At 69.7% G+C, this 17,409-nt stretch carries 17 protein-coding genes; 9 read left to right on the top strand and 8 right to left on the bottom strand.

Annotated features, from left to right (window positions below; translation table 11 throughout):
• The 3 genes from trmB to thiS all read right to left on the bottom strand — a co-directional run bounded on the left by trmB (window position 1) and on the right by thiS (window position 1,926).
• The gene (gene trmB / locus ACZ5PP_RS11735) at window positions 1-744 is read right to left on the bottom strand and encodes a tRNA (guanosine(46)-N7)-methyltransferase TrmB (RefSeq protein ID WP_012586311.1); all 744 of its coding nucleotides are present in this window, start codon (window positions 742-744) and stop codon (window positions 1-3) included.
• A complete protein-coding gene (locus ACZ5PP_RS11740; RefSeq protein ID WP_004325777.1) occupies window positions 741-1,526 on the bottom strand; it encodes a thiazole synthase in 786 nt (261 codons plus the stop codon). Before ACZ5PP_RS11740 ends, trmB begins: the two co-directional genes overlap by 4 nt.
• A 196-nt stretch (window positions 1,527-1,722) precedes the next feature.
• Window positions 1,723-1,926 carry a sulfur carrier protein ThiS gene (gene thiS, locus ACZ5PP_RS11745; RefSeq protein WP_004325779.1) on the bottom strand — a complete coding sequence of 68 codons (204 nt, stop codon included), beginning with the start codon at window positions 1,924-1,926 and terminating at the stop codon, window positions 1,723-1,725.
• A gap of 195 nt (window positions 1,927-2,121) precedes the next feature.
• On the opposite strand from thiS, the gene metX reads away from it, so the two are divergent.
• The 3 genes from metX (at window position 2,122) to ACZ5PP_RS11760 (ending at window position 5,683) form a co-directional block, all read left to right on the top strand.
• On the top strand, window positions 2,122-3,249 hold the full coding sequence (gene metX, locus ACZ5PP_RS11750; protein WP_004325782.1) for a homoserine O-succinyltransferase MetX: 1,128 nt from the start codon (window positions 2,122-2,124) through the stop codon (window positions 3,247-3,249).
• Window positions 3,250-3,332: 83 nt separating this feature from the next.
• Window positions 3,333-3,923: a methionine biosynthesis protein MetW gene (gene metW, locus ACZ5PP_RS11755; RefSeq protein WP_004325783.1), complete on the top strand. Its 591-nt coding sequence runs from the start codon at window positions 3,333-3,335 to the stop codon at window positions 3,921-3,923.
• 74 nt (window positions 3,924-3,997) lie between these two features.
• Window positions 3,998-5,683: a hypothetical protein gene (locus ACZ5PP_RS11760; RefSeq protein ID WP_464826061.1), complete on the top strand. Its 1,686-nt coding sequence runs from the start codon at window positions 3,998-4,000 to the stop codon at window positions 5,681-5,683.
• Between the two features lie 13 nt (window positions 5,684-5,696).
• Here ACZ5PP_RS11760 and ACZ5PP_RS11765 read toward each other — a convergent pair whose 3' ends face one another.
• Window positions 5,697-6,014, bottom strand: coding sequence for a hypothetical protein (locus tag ACZ5PP_RS11765; RefSeq protein WP_004324381.1), 318 nt, complete (start codon window positions 6,012-6,014; stop codon window positions 5,697-5,699).
• 154 nt (window positions 6,015-6,168) lie between these two features.
• On the opposite strand from ACZ5PP_RS11765, the gene ACZ5PP_RS11770 reads away from it, so the two are divergent.
• Genes ACZ5PP_RS11770 through ACZ5PP_RS11785 form a run of 4 tightly spaced genes read left to right on the top strand, consistent with a single transcriptional unit; the run spans window position 6,169 to window position 9,486 of the window.
• Window positions 6,169-7,698, top strand: coding sequence for an AmpG family muropeptide MFS transporter (locus ACZ5PP_RS11770; protein ID WP_464826062.1), 1,530 nt, complete (start codon window positions 6,169-6,171; stop codon window positions 7,696-7,698).
• Entirely contained in the window at window positions 7,698-8,441 is a 744-nt protein-coding gene (locus ACZ5PP_RS11775; protein WP_464826063.1) for an AzlC family ABC transporter permease, read from the top strand. The genes ACZ5PP_RS11770 and ACZ5PP_RS11775 overlap by 1 nt, the downstream gene beginning before the upstream one ends.
• Window positions 8,438-8,767 carry an AzlD domain-containing protein gene (locus tag ACZ5PP_RS11780; RefSeq protein WP_004324376.1) on the top strand — a complete coding sequence of 110 codons (330 nt, stop codon included), beginning with the start codon at window positions 8,438-8,440 and terminating at the stop codon, window positions 8,765-8,767. The genes ACZ5PP_RS11775 and ACZ5PP_RS11780 overlap by 4 nt, the downstream gene beginning before the upstream one ends.
• The gene (locus tag ACZ5PP_RS11785; protein WP_464826064.1) at window positions 8,764-9,486 is read left to right on the top strand and encodes a uracil-DNA glycosylase family protein; all 723 of its coding nucleotides are present in this window, start codon (window positions 8,764-8,766) and stop codon (window positions 9,484-9,486) included. The genes ACZ5PP_RS11780 and ACZ5PP_RS11785 overlap by 4 nt, the downstream gene beginning before the upstream one ends.
• Window positions 9,487-9,605: 119 nt before the next feature.
• On the opposite strand, the gene ACZ5PP_RS11790 is transcribed toward ACZ5PP_RS11785, so the two are convergent.
• Together ACZ5PP_RS11790 and ACZ5PP_RS11795 are read right to left on the bottom strand one after the other, a co-directional pair.
• Entirely contained in the window at window positions 9,606-10,439 is an 834-nt protein-coding gene (locus tag ACZ5PP_RS11790; RefSeq protein WP_464826065.1) for an aldo/keto reductase, read from the bottom strand.
• A 242-nt stretch (window positions 10,440-10,681) separates the two neighbouring features.
• Complete coding sequence (locus ACZ5PP_RS11795) at window positions 10,682-11,656, bottom strand: YcjF family protein (RefSeq protein ID WP_464826066.1); 975 nt, start codon at window positions 11,654-11,656, stop codon at window positions 10,682-10,684.
• Between the two features lie 199 nt (window positions 11,657-11,855).
• Here ACZ5PP_RS11795 and can point away from each other — a divergent pair, with 199 nt between their 5' ends.
• Both can and ACZ5PP_RS11805 read left to right on the top strand, forming a co-directional pair.
• Window positions 11,856-12,503: a carbonate dehydratase gene (gene can, locus ACZ5PP_RS11800; RefSeq protein ID WP_464826067.1), complete on the top strand. Its 648-nt coding sequence runs from the start codon at window positions 11,856-11,858 to the stop codon at window positions 12,501-12,503.
• Window positions 12,504-12,519: 16 nt separating this feature from the next.
• Window positions 12,520-13,425 carry an ROK family protein gene (locus ACZ5PP_RS11805; RefSeq protein WP_464826068.1) on the top strand — a complete coding sequence of 302 codons (906 nt, stop codon included), beginning with the start codon at window positions 12,520-12,522 and terminating at the stop codon, window positions 13,423-13,425.
• 267 nt (window positions 13,426-13,692) lie between these two features.
• Here the strand turns inward: ACZ5PP_RS11805 and ACZ5PP_RS11810 are convergent, their stop codons facing one another.
• A complete protein-coding gene (locus ACZ5PP_RS11810; protein ID WP_276661082.1) occupies window positions 13,693-15,867 on the bottom strand; it encodes a primosomal protein N' in 2,175 nt (724 codons plus the stop codon).
• Window positions 15,868-16,258: 391 nt separating this feature from the next.
• Window positions 16,259-17,329, bottom strand: a complete 1,071-nt coding sequence (gene hemE / locus ACZ5PP_RS11815; protein WP_004315390.1) for a uroporphyrinogen decarboxylase — start codon at window positions 17,327-17,329, stop codon at window positions 16,259-16,261.
• Window positions 17,330-17,409 lie beyond the last annotated feature (80 nt).

Genomic DNA, 17,409 nt, shown 5'->3' on the forward strand with positions numbered 1-17,409 from the left:
TCAGCCCGCGCGGCGGCGGAAGACGAGGTCCCATACCCCGTGTCCCAGCTTCAGACCACGGTTTTCGAATTTCGTCAGCGGACGATGCTCGGGACGCGGGGCGAAGCCGTCGGCGGTGTTCTCCAGCGCCGGCTCGGCGGAGAGGATCCCGAGCATCCAGTGCGCGTAGTCCTCCCAGTCGGTGGCGCAGTGGAAGTAGCCGCCGGGCGCGAGCTTGCGCGCGATCAGGGCGACGAAGTCGGGCTGCACGATGCGGCGCTTGAAGTGGCGCTTCTTGCGCCAGGGGTCGGGGAAAAACAGATGCACGCCGGCGAGCGCGCCGTCGCCGATCATGTCGCGCATCACCTCGACCGCGTCGTGCTGCATGATGCGCAGGTTGCCCAGATGGCCTTCCGCGATCAGCTTGCACAGCGCGCCGACGCCGGGCGTATGCACCTCGATGCCGAGGAAGTCGCGATCCGGCATCGCCGCGGCGATCTTCGCCGTAGTCTCGCCCATGCCGAAGCCGATCTCGAGGATCTTCGGCGCCTTGCGGCCGAAGGCCTCGTCCAGATCGAGCGGCGCGGCGCGGTAGTCGATGCCGACCTTCGGCAGCATGTCGTCGAGATAGCGCTGCTGCGCCTCGGACATGCGCCCCTGGCGCAGCACGAAGCTGCGGATGCTGCGGCTGGAGAAGCGGTGCTCGGGGCTGTCGCGGCCGATGATCTCGACACCGGCGACGGGTTCGTCAGGCACTTCGCTCATGAACCGATCAACCCCTGGGTCGGCGAGCTCGGGTCGGCGGTGTAGAACTTGCGCGGCATGCGCCCGGCGAGGAAGGCCTCGCGGCCGGCCTCGACCGCCTTGCGCATCGCGCTCGCCATCAGCACCGGCTTGCCGGCGGCGGCGATCGCGGTGTTCATCAGCACGCCGTCGCAGCCCAGCTCCATCGCGATCGCGGCATCCGATGCGGTGCCGACGCCGGCGTCGACCAGCACTGGCACCTTGGCGTTGTCGATGATCAGGCGCAGGTTCCACGGGTTGAGGATGCCCATGCCGGAGCCGATCAGCGAGGCCAGCGGCATGATCGCGACGCAGCCGATGTCTTCCAGCATCTTCGCCTGGATGGGGTCGTCGGCGCAGTAGACCATGACGTCGAAGCCGTCCTTGACCAGGGTCTCGGCGGCCTTGAGCGTCTCGGGCATGTTGGGGAACAGGCTCTTGGGGTCGCCGAGCACCTCCAGCTTGACCAGCGCGTGGCCATCGAGCAGCTCACGCGCAAGGCGCAGCGTGCGCACCGCGTCGTCGGCGGTGTAGCAGCCGGCGGTGTTGGGCAGGATGGTGAATTTCTCCGGCGGCAGCACGTCGAGCAGGTTGGGTTCGCCCGGGTTCTGGCCGATGTTGGTGCGGCGGATGGCCACGGTGACGATGGCAGCGCCGCTGGCGTCGATGGCCTCGCGCGTCTCGGCGAAGTCCTTGTACTTGCCGGTGCCGACAAGCAGGCGGGAGTGGTAGGCCTTGCCGGCGATGACCAGGGGGTCGTTCATGTTGGGAGCCTGTGAGGGTTTGTCTGAGGAATGGGAGCCAGTCGATGCACCGCCGCACGGTGCAGGACCCTGCAGGAGCGGCGCAAGCCGCGATCGGGGCGCCGGACCTCGGCGCGGTGCTGAGGGAGCGCGGTCGCCGCCGCCCGGCCGTAATCGCGGCTTGTGCCGCTCCTACGGGACACGCAGGTCGGGGGCTTCAGCCGCCGCCGACCGCGACGACGATTTCGAGCTTGTCGCCGTCGGCGAGCTTCACCTCGGCGTGGCGGGCCTTGGGCACGATCTCGCCGTTGCGCTCGACCGCGAGGCGCTTGCCGACGAGGCCGCGCGCCTCGAGCAGCGCAAGCACCGAGAGGTCGGGCTGGAGCGATTCGGGCTGACCGTTGAGGAGGACCTGGATCATGGCGTTCGAGGCTGTTCGGGAGCCGAAAATCTTATCACGCCAGCCGTTTGACTTTTCCCTTCGCGGGCGCTAAGTTCCAGCCACCTAGCGCCGATTTGATCAACAGCTTGCGGGCGCTCAACAAATACGGCTAAAGCGAGGGCACCCAGTCCGCGTTTGCAGCCGGCTGGGTTTTTTGTTTTGCAGATGACGAAAATGATCGCACCCCAATCGGTCGGCGTGGTCGTGCCGCAGCGGGCCGAGTTCACCACGCCGCTCGCGCTGCGCAGCGGCGGCACGCTGAACAACTACCACCTCGTCTACGAAACCTACGGCACGCTCAATGCGGACCGCAGCAACGCGGTACTGGTGTGCCATGCGCTGTCGGGCTCGCACCACGTCGCCGGCACCTACGCCGACGCGCCGCACAACGTCGGCTGGTGGGACAACCTGATCGGGCCGGGCAAGCCGCTCGACACGCGCAAGTTCTTCGTGATCGGGGTGAACAACCTCGGCGGCTGCTACGGCTCCTCTGGCCCCAACCAGATCAACCCCGCCACCGGCAAGCTGTGGGGGGCGGACTTCCCCTTCGTCACCGTGGAAGACTGGGTCGAATCGCAGGCGCGCCTAGCCGACCGGCTCGGCATCGAGCGCTTCGCCGCGGTGGTCGGCGGCTCGCTCGGCGGCATGCAGGCGATGTCGTGGGCGCTGCAGTACCCGGACCGCGTCGGCCACGTCGCGGTGATCGCCGCCGCGCCCAAGCTCACCGCGCAGAACATCGCCTTCAACGAGGTCGCCCGCCAGGCCATCCTGAGCGACCCCGAGTTCCACGGCGGCCACTACTATGCGCACGGCGTGGTGCCGACGCGTGGCCTCAAGCTGGCGCGCATGGTGGGTCACATCACCTACCTGTCCGACGACTCGATGGCGGAAAAATTCGGCCGCAGCCTGCGCCACGGCCGCAACACCTACAGCTACGACGTCGAATTCGAGATCGAGTCCTACCTGCGCTACCAGGGCGACAAGTTCGCCGGCTACTTCGACGCCAACACCTACCTGCTGACCACCAAGGCGCTCGACTACTTCGACCCCGCCTTCGAGTATGGCGGCCATCTGCCCGCGGCGCTTGCCCGCGCCAGCGCCGACTTCCTGGTGATTTCCTTCACCACCGACTGGCGCTTCTCGCCCGAGCGTTCGCGCGAGATCGTCTACGCGCTGCTGCACAACAAGCGCAACGTCAGCTACGCCGAGATCGACTGCCCGGCCGGCCACGACTCCTTCCTGCTCGACGAGACGCGCTACCACAAGCTGCTGTCGGCATGGTTCGACCGCATCGAGGTTTAAATTGATACAACCCCCACGCTCACTGCGTTCGCTGCCCCCCGAGGGGGCGTCAGTACGCTTGAGACGGCTCGGCGCACACTGACATGACTTCCTATCGCTACGACTACGACGTGATCACCCAGTGGATCGAGCCCGGCGAGAAGGTGCTCGACCTGGGCTGCGGCGACGGCGAACTGCTGCGCCACCTGATGGACGTGCGCCAGGTGCAGGGCTACGGCGTCGAGAACGACCCCGACAAGCTGCTCGCCAGCGTCAATAACGGCGTCAACGTGATCCAGATGGACCTCGAAAAGGGCCTCGTCGGCCTGGAGGACGGCTTCTTCGACCATGTGATCATGAGCCTGTCGCTGCAGGCCATGCACAACACGCTGGGCATTCTCGCCGAGATGCTGCGCGTGGGCCGCGAGGCCGTGGTGAGCTTTCCCAACTTCGGCTACTGGCGCCACCGCCAGAGCATCCTCAACGGCCGCATGCCGGTGTCGGAGAGCCTCCCGCACCAGTGGTTCAACACCCCCAACGTGCGCTTCTTCACCATCGCCGACTTCGACGCGCTGTGCGAGATGAACGGCATCGCGGTGCGCGAGCGCCTCGCCTTCGACGAAGGCAAGCTGGTACTCGACGAGGCCAACTTCCTCGCCAGCGTGGCGGTGTACCGCCTGGGACGCAACGGCTGAGGCGCCCGCTGCCGCGGGCCTCCCAGACTGAACCGTGACCGCGCTGCGGTCACGGGCACAGGAGACGCGCAGCGATGCAGGAGAACAGCCAGGCCGTCCTCGTCGCCACCGGCGCGCTTCCCGCGTTGATCCTGATCGCCGCGGCGCTGACCTTGCCGGTGTGCCTGACGCTGCTCGCCTTGTACCGACGGGCGGTGCTGCGCTCGATGGCGCTCACCAGCCCGGCCGCGGGGCTCGGCGGCTCGCGCCCGCCGCAGACCGCCCCCGCCGCACCACCAGCGGCAGCGCTGCACCTGGAGTTGTGCGGGGCAAACGCCGCGCACGACAGCCCGACGCTGGCGGCACTGCGGCGATCTTTGCGCGCGGCCGGCCTCGTCCATCTGCTCGCCGGGCTCGCCTGCGCCCTGGTGCTCACCGCCGCCTGGATGCAGTTCACCTGGGGGGACGGCGGCTTCGTGCTGGTCCGCTTCCTGCTGGTGTTCGCCTGTCACGCGTGGCCGGCCGTGCTCGCGGTCGGGCTGGTGACGGCGGGCACGACGCGACAACGTCTGGCGCTGGGACTGGCCTACGTCCTGCTCATGCTCGCCCTCGCCGCGTGGGCGCTGGCGCGCAACCCGGAGCTTTCCGCGCTCGATCTCGCGCGTTTCTGGGCCAGCACCAACCTGCCGCCGACCGTGCTGCTGCTCGCCTTCCTGCACCGGCGCATCCGTGCGGTAGGACCGCTGGTGCTCGCCTTCATGCTGGTCGCGGTGATCGGCGCAGAGGCGGCGGTCCGGCTGGCGGGGCAGAGCGAGGCGACGATGCGCCTGGCGATCGGCGTCGGCGGCACGCTCGGCCTCGACGGCACGCAGACCTTCTGGGCACTCCTGCTCGTCGGGGCCGCCGTCACCGCACTGCTCGGCCGGCGGGTGCTGAAGTGGCTGGGCAGGCGCCACGTCGCACGCCGCAGCAGCGACCAGCTCCTCACCCTGGAGGCGATGTGGCTGCTGTTCGCGGTCGTGCAGTCGGTGGGCTTCGCCTTCGAGGGGCTCGCCTGGCTCGCGGCCGGCCCGCTCGCCTTCCTCGCCTGGAAGCTGACGACGGTGGCCGGCTTCCGCCTCGCCGGGCTCGGGCACGCGCAAGCCCCGGAACCCGGGCTGCTGCTGCTGCGCGTGTTCGCGCTCGGGGCGCGCAGCGAGCGCCTCTTCGACGCCTTCGGCAAGCGCTGGCTGCGCATCGGCAACATCGACATGATCGCCGGCCCCGACCTCGCCACCACCGCGGTGGAGCCGCACGAGTTCCTGGATTTCGTCGGCGGACGGCTGTCGCGCGCCTTCGTGCGCGACGAGGCCGACCTCGCGCGGCGCCATGCGGCACGCGCGCTGGGGCCGGACCCGGACGGCCGCCACCGCGTCAACGAGTTCTTCTGCCACGACGACACCTGGCGCCCGACCATGCTGCGCCTGGCGCGGTCTGCGGATGCGGTGCTGATGGACCTGCGCGGCTTCTCGCCGCAGAACGAGGGCTGCCGCTACGAGCTGCAGCAGCTGCTCGACCACGTGGCGCTGGAGCGCGTGGTGGTGCTGGTCGGGCGCGATACCGACCGCGGCTTTCTGGAAAGCACGCTCGCCGCGCTATGGCAGTCGAGCCGGGCAGAGTCCCCTAACCGCGACAACCCGGGCCCACTGCTGCGCATGGTGGAGGAGCGCGGGGACGAGACCGCCGCGCGCCTGGTCGAGGCCTTGCTGGAAGCACCGCCGCGGAAGGCGGCGGTGGCTTGAACGGACGAAAGGATCAGCCGACCACGAAGGACGAGACGTCCACCCGCACGGTCGGACGATCGAGCGCGACCGCGGTATGGAGCGCGTACTTGCGCGCCCATTCGCCAGCCTGCTCGAAACGGCTCTCGCCGCCGTACTTGGCAACGTTGAGCACCATATCGAGGACGAGCACCTTGCCCATCGGGTTGGACGGGGTGCACTCGAGATCCTCGAATTCCCTGGCGAGCCAGCTGCGGGCCTGCTCCTTGGTGGTCGAGGCGACGTCGGCATCGCGCAGCGGGAACTCGTACTCGCGCTCGCCTCCGAAGACCACGGTCACGGTGTGGGACATGAAAAACGACCTCCACGAATCGGGGAATTTTGCTTTGCCGGCATTGTTGAGTCAGAACGTTTCAGACGCAAGCAAAGTATCGAATTGTGTAAACCGGGGGGTCGCGGATGATCTGCGATAATGCGCGGCCCTGCAACACCCCGGCCGCTCCTCCTTGTCCGCACCTCCCTCTCCTGCGTTCTCGCGTGCCTGGCGCCTGTCCGCCATCCTGGTGCTCGGCTTCGCCTCCGGCCTGCCGTTGGCGCTGACCGGCCAGGCCATGCAGGCCTGGCTGACGGTCGACGGCGTGGACCTCGCCACGATCGGTTTTTTCGGCCTGGTCGGCGTGCCGTATACCTTCAAGTTCCTGTGGGCGCCGCTGATGGACCGCTTCGAGCCGCCCTGGCTGGGGCGCCGGCGCGGCTGGCTGGCGCTGACGCAGCTCGCGCTGGCGGCGCTGCTGTGGTGGATGGCGAGCCTGTCGCCGACGGCCGCGCCCGGCCTGTTCGCCATCGCGGCCGTGGCGATCGCCTTCCTCTCGGCCTCGCAGGACGTGGTGGTCGATGCCTACCGCACCGACCTGCTGCCCGAAGCCGAGCGCGGGCTGGGCGCGTCGGTGCATGTCTTCGCCTACCGCCTGGCGATGATCCTGTCTGGCGGCATCGCGCTGATCTGGGCCGGGCAGTGGGCGTCGTGGCCGCGGGTATACGAGACCATGGCGCTGATCATGGCGGCCTGCGCGGTGGTGTCGCTGCTGGCGCTGCCGCGCGTGTCGGCGGCGCTGAAGCCGCTCGATTCCGACCCCAGGCGCGAGCTGCTCGGCTTCGCCGCGATGCTCGCCGGGGTCGCCGCCGGCTACTGGATCGCCCGCCAGGCGCTGATCCTGCTCGGGCTCGACCCGAACGACGCCAACCGCTGGATCCAGCTCCTGTTCGTGATGGCGGAGATCGCGCTCGCGCTGCCGCTGGCGGGCTGGGCGGCGCGTCGTGCCGGCTTCGAGACGCTCAACCGCTCGCTGTCGAGCTACTTCGCGCAGCAGGGCGCGGCGGCCTTCCTGGCGCTGATCATCCTCTACAAGCTCGGCGACGCCTTCGCCGGCAGCCTGACCACGCCCTTCCTGATCAAGGGCATGGGCTTCTCGCAGGAAGAGGTCGGCATCGCCAACAAGGTGATCGGCATCTGGCTGACCATCCTCGGCGCCTTCATCGGCGGGCTGATCATGACGCGGCTGGCGCTGTACCGCTCGCTGCTGCTGTTCGGCGTGCTGCAGCTGGTGTCCAACTTCGGCTTCTACCTGCTCGCAGAGCTCGGCAAGGGCGCCTGGGGCGCAGTCATGGTGCCGGCCTTCGACTGGGGCTTCGTGGCGATCGACACGCCGGCCGCGCTCGACTGGCTGCTGCTGACCGTGATCGCCGGCGAGAACATCAGCGGCGGCATGGGCACGGTGGCCTTCGTCGCGCTGCTGATGGGGCTGTGCAACCAGCGCTTCACGGCGACCCACTACGCCATGCTGTCGGCCTTCGCCGCAGTGGGGCGGATCTACGTCAGCCCGCTGTCGGGCGTGCTGTCGCAGAGCATCGGCTGGCCGGCCTTCTTCCTCTTCTCGATCGTGGTCGCCGTACCGGGCGTGGTGATGGTGTGGTGGCTGCGCGACGCGCTCGCGCGCCTCGGCCGCCCGCAGACCGACGGCATGGTGGACGACTGATGGCGCACACCGGCACGAGCGCACGCCGCGAGTTCCTCGCAGGCTGCCGCGACGAGGCGCCGCTGCTGCTCGGCGTGGCGCCCTTCGGCATGATCTACGGCATCGCGGCGCTCGCCGCCGGGGTGCCGGCCTGGCTGGCGCAGCTCGCCTCGGCCATCGTCTTCGCCGGCGCCGCCCAGCTCGTCATCGTGCAGATGCTGGCCGCCGGCGCGGGCTTCATTCCCATCGCGCTCACCTCCGGCCTGCTCAACCTGCGCCACGTGCTCTACAGCGCCTCGATGGCCGAATACGTGCGCCACCTGCCGCGGCGCTGGCGCCTGCTGCTGGCCTACGTGCTCACCGACGAGGCCTATGCGGTGGCGGTGCTGCGCTACCAGCAGCGTCATGCGGCAGCGGCGGACCACGCCGAGCACACGAACGCCACCTCCGACCTGCGCCACTGGTACTTCCTCGGCGCCGGCTTCACGCTGTGGGCGGGCTGGCAGTTGTCCACCGCCGCCGGCCTGCTGTTCGGCACCACCATCCCGCCCGAATGGGAACTCGACTTCGCCGTGCCGCTCACCTTCATCGCCCTGCTCACCCTGCTGCTGCGCGAGCGCGCAGGCCAGGCCGCAGCGCTGGTGGCCGGCCTCGGCGCCCTCGCCTTCGCCGCCCTGCCCTACAAGCTCGGCCTGGTGGCGGCGATCGTGCTCGGGCTCGCTGCTGGCGCGTGGACGGTGCGCCGGCTGGAGCTGGCACGATGAGCACGACAGCCCTGCTCCTGCTGCTGGTGCTGGTCGGCCTGCTGACCTACCTGTACCGCTACGCGATGATCGGCCTCTTCGCCAGCCGCAGCCTGCCGCGCTGGCTGCATGCCTTGTGCCTTCACATCGCACCGGCAAGCTTCGCCGCGCTGACCGCGAGTGCCCTCTTCGTGGCCGGCGGCGAAGTCGTTTTCGCCTTCGACACCCCGCGCCCCTGGGCGGCGCTGGTCGCGGTGCTGGTGGCCTGGCGCACGCGCAACGTGCTCGCCACCATCGGCGCCGGCATGGCCGCCCTCTACCTGCTCAAGCTGCTCTTCCCGACATGACCGCCCGCATCCTGATCGACGCCGCCCGCGAACTCTCCGCGGCGGTGGACGCGCTCCCCTTCGCTCCGCCCGTGACCCACGTGTACAACCCGCTCGACTACGCCTGGGAGGTGCACCGACGCTACCTCGAGCGCTATGGCGACAGCCGCCGGCGGGTGGTCTTCGTCGGCATGAACCCCGGCCCCTTCGGCATGGCGCAGATCGGCGTGCCCTTCGGCGAGATCGCCAGCGCGCGCGACTGGCTGGGGCTGGAGGGCCCGGTCGGGCAGCCGCTCATCGTCAACCCGAAACGGCCGGTGGAGGGCTTCGCCTGCGCGCGCTCGGAGGTCAGCGGCCAGCGCCTGTGGGGCCTGTTCCGCGCCCGCTATGGCGCACCCGAGGCCTTCTTCGCCGAGCACTTCGTCGCCAACTACTGCCCGCTGGTGTTCTTCGAGGGTGGCCGCAACCTCACCCCCGACAAGCTGCCGGTGGCCGAGCAGCGCCCGCTGCTGGCGGCCTGCGACGCGCATCTGCGCATCCTGGTCGGGGCGCTGCAGCCCGAGTGGGTGATCGGCATCGGCAACTGGGCGGAAAAGCGCGCCAGCGAGGCGCTTGCCGGCCTGCCCGGGGTGAAGTTCGGCCGCGTGCTGCACCCCAGCCCCGCCAGCCCTGCCGCCAACCGCGGCTGGGCCGAGGCGGCGACGAGGCAGCTGACGGAGCTGGGGGTCTGGCGCAGCTAGCCGGCGCCGATCGGTCGATGGGTGGCGTTCACGGCTTGCGCCGCTCCTGCAGGAAGCGGGAGCCGCGCCGGTTCTCGTAGGAGCGGCGCAAGCCGCGAACGCCGACCGCGGCAGCGGCCTCAGTGCCCGAACACGTCCGAATCCAGCATCTCCGGATCGGGGCGGTCGAGCGCACCGATCGCGGCGAGCTCCTCGGCGGAGAGCTCGAAACCGAACACGTCGAGGTTCTCGGCGAGACGCGTCGGGTTGGACGACTTCGGGATCGGCACGTAGCCGAGCTGGGTGTGCCAGCGCAGGATCACCTGCGCCGGCGTGCGGCCGTGGCGGCGCGCGACGTCCAGGATCACCGGGTCGGCCAGCATGGCGTTGGCGCGTCCGAGCGGGCTCCACGACTCGGTGACGATGCCGCGCGCCTCGTGCACCTCGATGTGGTCGCTGCGCGCATGCCAGGGGTCGAGGTGGATCTGGTTCACCTGCGGGCACAACCCGCGATCGAACAGTTGCTGCAGGTGGGCGGGCTTGAAGTTCGAGGTGCCGATCGCGCGCACGAGGCCGGCCTCCTGCAGCTTCACCAGGCCTTCGAAGGCCTCCACGTAGCGGCCCTGGTCCGGGTTGGGCCAATGCACCAGGAAGAGGTCGATGTAGTCCAGGCCGAGGCGCTCGAGGCTGGCCTCGCAGGCCTGGCGCGCGCCCTCGACGCTGTGCCATTTGCGGTTGAACTTGGTGGTGACGAAGAGCTCGCCGCGCGCGACACCCGCGCGCCGGATACCTTCGCCGACGCCACGCTCGTTCTCGTAGTTCTCGGCGGTGTCGATCAGTCGATAGCCCATGTCGAGCGCGAGAGCGACCGTCTCGGCGGCCTCGCTGTCGTTCATCGGCCAGGTGCCGAGGCCGAGCCGCGGCATCTCGACACCGTTGGACAAGGTGAGCAGGGGAACTGGCGTGATTTTCATGAAAATCTCGAGAAAGAGAGAGGGACTACAGGATTCCACATTCCGGAGTCTTATGTAAGGACCCTAGGAACCACGCCAGTGCAGATCCGTCGGGCGTGGCGCCGTCGCAGGGTCAGCGCGCACCGAGGCATGGCCTCGAAACGGGCAGGCCGGCGGGGCGGCCTCCGCGTGCCATCTCCCGCCTTGCAATCACTCCCGAGGGCGGTTCCACGTGAAACCGCCCTCGCGCGGCCCTCCCCGGCTCAGCGCCGCAATTCATCCGTGAGCCGCTTCAGATCCAGCGTGCGCGCACGCTGCGCGATCTCGGGCGCGTAGCGCTCCTGCATCGCCTTGGCCTGCTCGAACAGGCCTGCGAAGGCCTGGCGCAGTGCATCGCCATCGAGCGTGCGGCCGCCACCGTAGTACTGCACCGCGACCTTGCCGATCGCCCAGGTGGTCGCGAAGGAGAAGGCCGAGCCGGTCGCCTGGCTGCCCACCGCGCGCCCCGCCCCGCCGAGCACCTTGCCGAGCAGGCCGCCGATCAGCCGGCGGCCGAACTGCTCGACGTACTGACCGGTCAGGCCCACGCCCGCTGCGGCGAGGAAGTCCTTGATATGCCCGCGGTCGAGCTCGTACCCATGCGCCTGGCCGATGCGATACACCAGGCGCAGCTGCAGCGGGATGATCGCCATCGAGGCCATCGACTGCGGCAGCAGCTCGAGCGCGCCGTTGAGGATCGACGCATTCAGGATGGTCCGGTCGAGCGCTGCCGCATCGGGGGCGGCGGCGGCGGACGGCGCAGCCGCCGGCTCGTCCTCGCCCAGGCCGGGAAGGCTGGCGAGCGGCCCGTCGGCCGGCGCCTGGCCGAGCGCTTCCGCCTCGCGCACGAAGGCGTCCGCAGCCGGCCGCGAGAGCTCGAGCAAGCCGGACAGGCGCTCGAGGAAGTCCTTCTCGCGCGCATCCAGCCCACCATCGGCCTCGCACACCCCGACCGCCAGCTCGAAGGCGAGCTGGCGCAGGTTCGCCTCGCCCAGCCCGGCCACCGCCGCCTCCAGGCCGAGCCCGCCGAGCAGGACGTCCTGGTAGAGCGCGATGAAGTCGATCTCCGCCTCGCGCCCGAGCGATTCGGCGACCTTGCGCACATGGTCGCGCTCTACCGCCCCCTGGTGACCGTCGGCGAAGGCCGCATGCAGGCAGATCGCGACGAGGGAACGGGCTTGCTGTGGATTCAGGTTCATGGACGGACTCCGCGGTGGAAAACATTCAGGTTGGGGATGGGCGGCGGCGCTTCAAGCGCGCATGACACGCTGTAACGATTCGACCGGCCCGGCGGCGGGACGATCCCCCCAGTGCTGCTAGCACGGCGCGCCGATGCTGGCCGCCGCCGGCCGGCACGGACATAATTACGCATTACCGCACTCCAGGCCCGCACACACCATGTCCCAGTCGATCGAACATCTCTTCGCCAACAACAAGAACTGGTCGGAACGCATGCACTCCGAGGACCCCGAGTTCTTCTCGCGCCTGGTCAAGCAGCAGTCGCCGGAATACCTGTGGATCGGCTGCTCCGACAGCCGGGTGCCGGCGAACCAGGTGATCGGGCTCGCGCCGGGCGAGGTCTTCGTGCATCGCAACATCGCCAACGTCGTCGTGCATACCGATCTCAACGCACTCTCGGTCATCCACTATGCGGTCGAGATCCTGCGCGTGAAGCACATCCTCGTCGTGGGCCACTACGGCTGCGGCGGCGTGAAGGCGGCGATGAACGACAACAAGACCGGCCTCACCGACAACTGGCTGCGCCACATCCAGGACGTGCGCGACCGCCACATCGATCGCCTGGAGCGCTTCACCGACCCGGCCGAGCGCGCCGACCGCCTGTGCGAGCTCAACGCCATGCACCAGGTGGTGAACGTGTGCCAGACCTCGGTGCTGCGCGAGGCCTGGCAGCGCGGCCAGGGCGTCACCGTGCACGGCTGGTGCTACAGCCTGCAGGACGGCCTCGTGCGCGACCTCGCCGTCAGCGCGGGCACCCGCGAGGAGGCCGTGGAGCGTTATCGCGACGCGGTCGAGCGCATCGGCTGACGCCGCCCGCCACGGCATGGGGACCCGCATCGGCATCGACCTCGGCGGCACCAAGATCGAGCTCGTGGTGCTCGACGCCGACGGTCGCGAGCGCTGGCGCCGCCGGGTGTCGACCCCGCAGGGCGACTACGGCGGCACGCTGCGAGCCATCGCCGCGCTGGTCGAGGAGGCCGAGCGCCTCACCGGCGCGGGCGCCCGCATCGGCGTCGGCACACCGGGGTCGCCTTCGCCGCGCGACGGCCGCATCCGCAACGCCAACTCCACCTGCCTGAACGGCCAGCCGCTGCAGCAGGACCTCGAAGCCCTGCTGCGCCGACCGCTCCGCCTCGCCAACGACGCCAACTGCCTGGCCATGTCGGAGGCCGCCGACGGTGCCGGCGCGGGTGCGCGGACCGTGTTCGCGGCCATCCTCGGCACCGGGGTGGGCGGCGGCATCGTCGTCGACCAGAAACTGCTGGTGGGCGCCAATGCGGTGGCCGGCGAATGGGGCCACAACCCGCTGCCGCTGCCCGCGCCCGACGACCTCCCCCTGCCCGCCTGCTATTGCGGACGCGCCGGCTGTATCGAGACCTACCTGTCCGGTCCCGGCCTGGCCGCCGATCATCTGCGCCATGGGGGCGAGCCCCTCGACGCTGCAGCCATCGCCCGCCAGGCCACCGAGGGCCAGCGCGCCTCTCAGGCCAGTCTCGAACGCTACGAGCTGCGGCTCGCGCGCGCACTCGCGGGCGTGATCAACCTGCTCGACCCCGAGGTCATCGTGCTCGGCGGCGGCCTGTCGCAGATCGCGCGCCTGTACGAGCACGTACCGCGGCGGTGGGCTGCGCACGTGTTTTCCGACACCGTGTCCACGCGCCTGCTGCCGGCACGGCACGGCGACGCCTCGGGCGTGCGCGGGGCGGCCTGGCTGTGGCCGTCGAACTGAGCGCGTCGAGCGGGAATTCTCCCAAGCAGCGCGGCACGGTGTGAATCGCGACTTGCGTCGCTCCTACAAGCGCCTGCGGAGGCGCGGCGGTGTGAATCGCGACTGGCGTCGCTCCTACAGAAAACCGCCGCGCCCCCGCAGGCGCCTGTAGGAGCGACGCCAGTCGCGATTCGGCCGCCAGGATCCTCACGCAGCCCGTCGGGGCACGACGCCGGCGACCGAGACGAACATTCCCGCCTGGCTGCCCTGACGAACCATCACCCTGCCTCAGACCTCCAGCGGATCCACGTCCAGCTGCCAGCGCAGCTCGCGCGCGGTGCGCTGGCGGTAGAGCACCGCGACCCACTCCGCGAGGAAGGCCTGCAGCGGACCGCGGTGGTCGGCCTCCACGAGCAGCTGCGCGCGTTCGCGGCGGGCGAGGCGGGTCATGCGCATCGGCACTGGGTCGTACAGACGCAGCCCCACGGGCGCGCGCTCCTCGGCGAGCCGGCGCGCATGGCGCAGGAACTCGACGGCATCCTCCAGCGCCGGCGCATCGGCACGCAGCATGGCCTGGTGGGTGAAAGGCGGGAAGCCCGCGGCACGGCGCTCCTGCAGGGCCATGCGGGCGAAGGCGTCGAAGTCGTGCTTGGCCAGGTGCAGATAGAGCGGGTGCATGGGGTATTCGGTCTGGATCAGCACCTCTCCGGGCAACGCGCCGCGACCCGCACGGCCGCCGACCTGCATCAGCTGCTGGAACAGGCGCTCGGGGGCGCGAAAGTCCGCGGCATGCAGCGAGGCGTCCGCCCCCACCACCCCGACCAGGGTGAGCTTGGGGAAGTCGTGGCCCTTCGCCATCATCTGGGTGCCAACCAGGATGTCGGCCTCGCCGGCGGCGATGGTGTCGAGCAGCGTCTCCCACTGGCTGCGCGTGCGCGCCGCGTCACGATCGACGCGCAGCACGCGCGCCTGCGGAAAGAGTTCGGCGAGGCGCGCCTCGATACGCTGGGTGCCGCGGCCGAAGGGCTGGATGTCCTGGTCACCGCAGCTCGGGCAGGCGTGCGGGATCGGACCGTCGCAGCCGCAATGATGGCAGCGCAGGCGGCGATCGGCGAGGTGCACCACGAGGTTGGCCGAGCAATGCGGGCAGCGGCTGACCCAGCCGCAGGACGGACACGACAGCACCGGCGCGTAGCCGCGGCGGTTGAGAAAGACCAGGCTCTGCTCGCCGCGCTCCAGGCGCTGCGTGATCGCGACATGCAGCGCCGGGCTCAGGCCTTCGTCGAGCTTGGTCCTGCGCGTGTCGATGCAGCGCACCGCCGGCAGCGTGGCGGCGACCGCACGCCGGCTCAGCCTCTGCAGCGCATAACGCTCGCTGCGGGCGTGGAACCAGCTCTCCAGCGAGGGCGTCGCCGAGCCGAGCACCACCGGCACGTCGCGCTGGCGGCCGCGCCACACCGCCACGTCGCGCGCCGAGTAGCGCACACCTTCCTGCTGCTTGTACGAGGCATCGTGCTCCTCGTCGACCAGGATCAGGCCTAGCCGCGGCAGCGGCGCGAACACCGCAAGGCGGGTGCCGAGCACGATGTCGGCACGACCGCTGAGTGCCTGCACGAAGCCGCGCGAACGCGCACCGTCGGCGAGTGCGGAATGCAGGCTGACCACGTTGGCGGCGGCAAAGCGCTGCGCCACGCGCTGCTCGAGCTGCGGCGTCAACGCGATCTCCGGGACCAGCATCAGCACCTGACGACCCTGCGCGAGCGCGTGCGCGGCGAGGCGCAGATAGACCTCGGTCTTGCCGCTGCCGGTGACGCCATGCAGCAGCCAGGGCCGGAAACGCATCCCGGCACCGACGATCGCGTCCACCGCGGCGGCCTGCTCCGGCGTCGCCAGCGGCTGCGCCCCGGCTTCGTGACGCGCGCCGGGGTCGGCCACGATCTCCAGCCAGCCACGGCGCAGCAGTTCGCCCACCGCCTCGCCACCCTCCCGGGCACGGATCACGCTGCGCCGCCACGGCCCCGGCTCCGCAGCGAGCGCCTGCAGCAGCGCGAGCGCCCGGCTCGCCCGCCGCGCCGCGCAAAGCGCCTCGCCGCCCTTCGGGGCGACGCCAAGCAGCGGATCCTCGTCCTCGTCACTGACGCCGTCGGCGCGACGCAGGCCAGGAGGCAGCGCGAGCGCCACCACCTCGCCGAGCGGCGCGTGGTAATAGCGCGCCACGAAGGACACCAGTTCCAGCCAGTCCGCAGGCAAGGCCGGCACGCCGCGCTGGATGTGCAGCACGGGCTTGATCCGTGCGAGTTCCACACCCGCTTCGTCGCCGATACCGACGATCAACCCGGTGCGTTCGCCGCGCCCGAACGGCACCTTCACGCAGCGCCCGACGTCTCCCACGCCCGCATCCGCGGCCGTGTAATCGAAGGCTTGCGGCAGCGGGATCGGCAGGGCGACGCGGACGATGGCCATGGAGCGGCGGAGGTTGGAGAAAAAATTGTTCTTCTTCAGCGACTTGTACGACTTCGCTGAGAGCGGGCCGAGAAAACGGCGGGCAAGTGGCTGGCGGGAAATGAGGCTTCCAGCTTGTCCACAAAACCTGTGGATAAGTTTGTGGGAAAGCTGGGTGAATCGGGCTCAAACCTGCGCCGCACAAGGGGTTTCGTCACAATGCCTTAACATTGCGCGAATTTTTCTATTTTATTTTCAATGACTTATGAAAGCTATCGGGCAAAGCCCGTTATGGGCGGCATTCCCGGGCAGAACCCGTGAAATGTGCATAAGTCAAGCCCGGAAAACACGAATTCGTGCTTGACAGATGGCGGCGGAGGCCTGTTCTGCACCGCACCGCCGCCCGCACGCCTCAAGCCCCGGCGCGGATCGCCCGGCTGTGCGCGTGCACGGTGTCTACCAGCACGCTCACGCTCTCCGGAGGGGTGTACTGCGAGATGCCATGGCCGAGATTGAAGACGTGTCCCGGATGGTTGCCGAAGGCGTCGAGCACCCGGCGCGTCTCCGTCGCGACCGCCTCGGGCGGGGCGAACAACACGTTGGGGTCGAGGTTGCCCTGCAGCGCCACCTTGTCGCCCACCAGGCGACGCGCGCGGCCGATGTCCATGGTCCAGTCGAGGCCGACCGCGTCGCAACCGATCGCGGCGATCGACTCCAGCCACAGGCCGCCGCCCTTGGTGAACACGATGCTGGGCACGCGCTGGCCGTCGCGCTCACGGATCAGGCCTGCTACGACCTGTTCCAGGTAAGGCAGCGAGAACTCCTTGTACGCGGCCTCGGACAGCACACCGCCCCAGGAGTCGAACACCATCACCGCCTGCGCGCCGGCCTCGATCTGCGCGTTGAGGTACTTCACCACCGCCTGCGCGGTGACGTCGAGGATGTGGTGCATCAGGTCGGGGCGGCTGTAGGCCAGCGACTTGACCTTGCGGTAGTCGTCGGAGGAGCCGCCCTCGACCATGTAGCAGGCCAGGGTCCACGGGCTGCCCGAGAAACCGATCAGCGGCACGCTGCCGTCGAGCGCACGGCGGATCTCGGCGACCGCATCCATCACGTACTGCAGCTCGGCGTGGGGGTCCGGCGCGCTGAGGTTGCGGATCTCCCACTCGTCCTTGAGCGGGCGCTCGAAGCGCGGGCCCTCGCCCTCGGCGAAGTACAGGCCGAGGCCCATCGCGTCGGGCACGGTGAGGATGTCCGAAAACAGGATCGCGGCGTCGAGGTCGTAGCGCGCGAGCGGCTGCAGGGTCACCTCGCAGGCCATCGCCGGGCTCTTGCACAGCTGCAGGAAGCTGCCCGCGCGCTTGCGCGTCTCGCAATATTCGGGGAGGTAGCGCCCGGCCTGGCGCATCAGCCAGACGGGGGTGTATTCGGTGGGCTGGCGCAGCAGGGCGCGCAGGAAGGTGTCGTTCTTCAGGCGGCTCACGTCGAGTCCTCTATCGGGGCGTTCATGCACAAGCCGGGATTATCGCCTGTCCGGCCCCCGAACGGGCTTGTCGTCGGTCA

The sequence above is a fragment of the Thauera sp. DNT-1 genome (genome assembly GCF_055393985.1).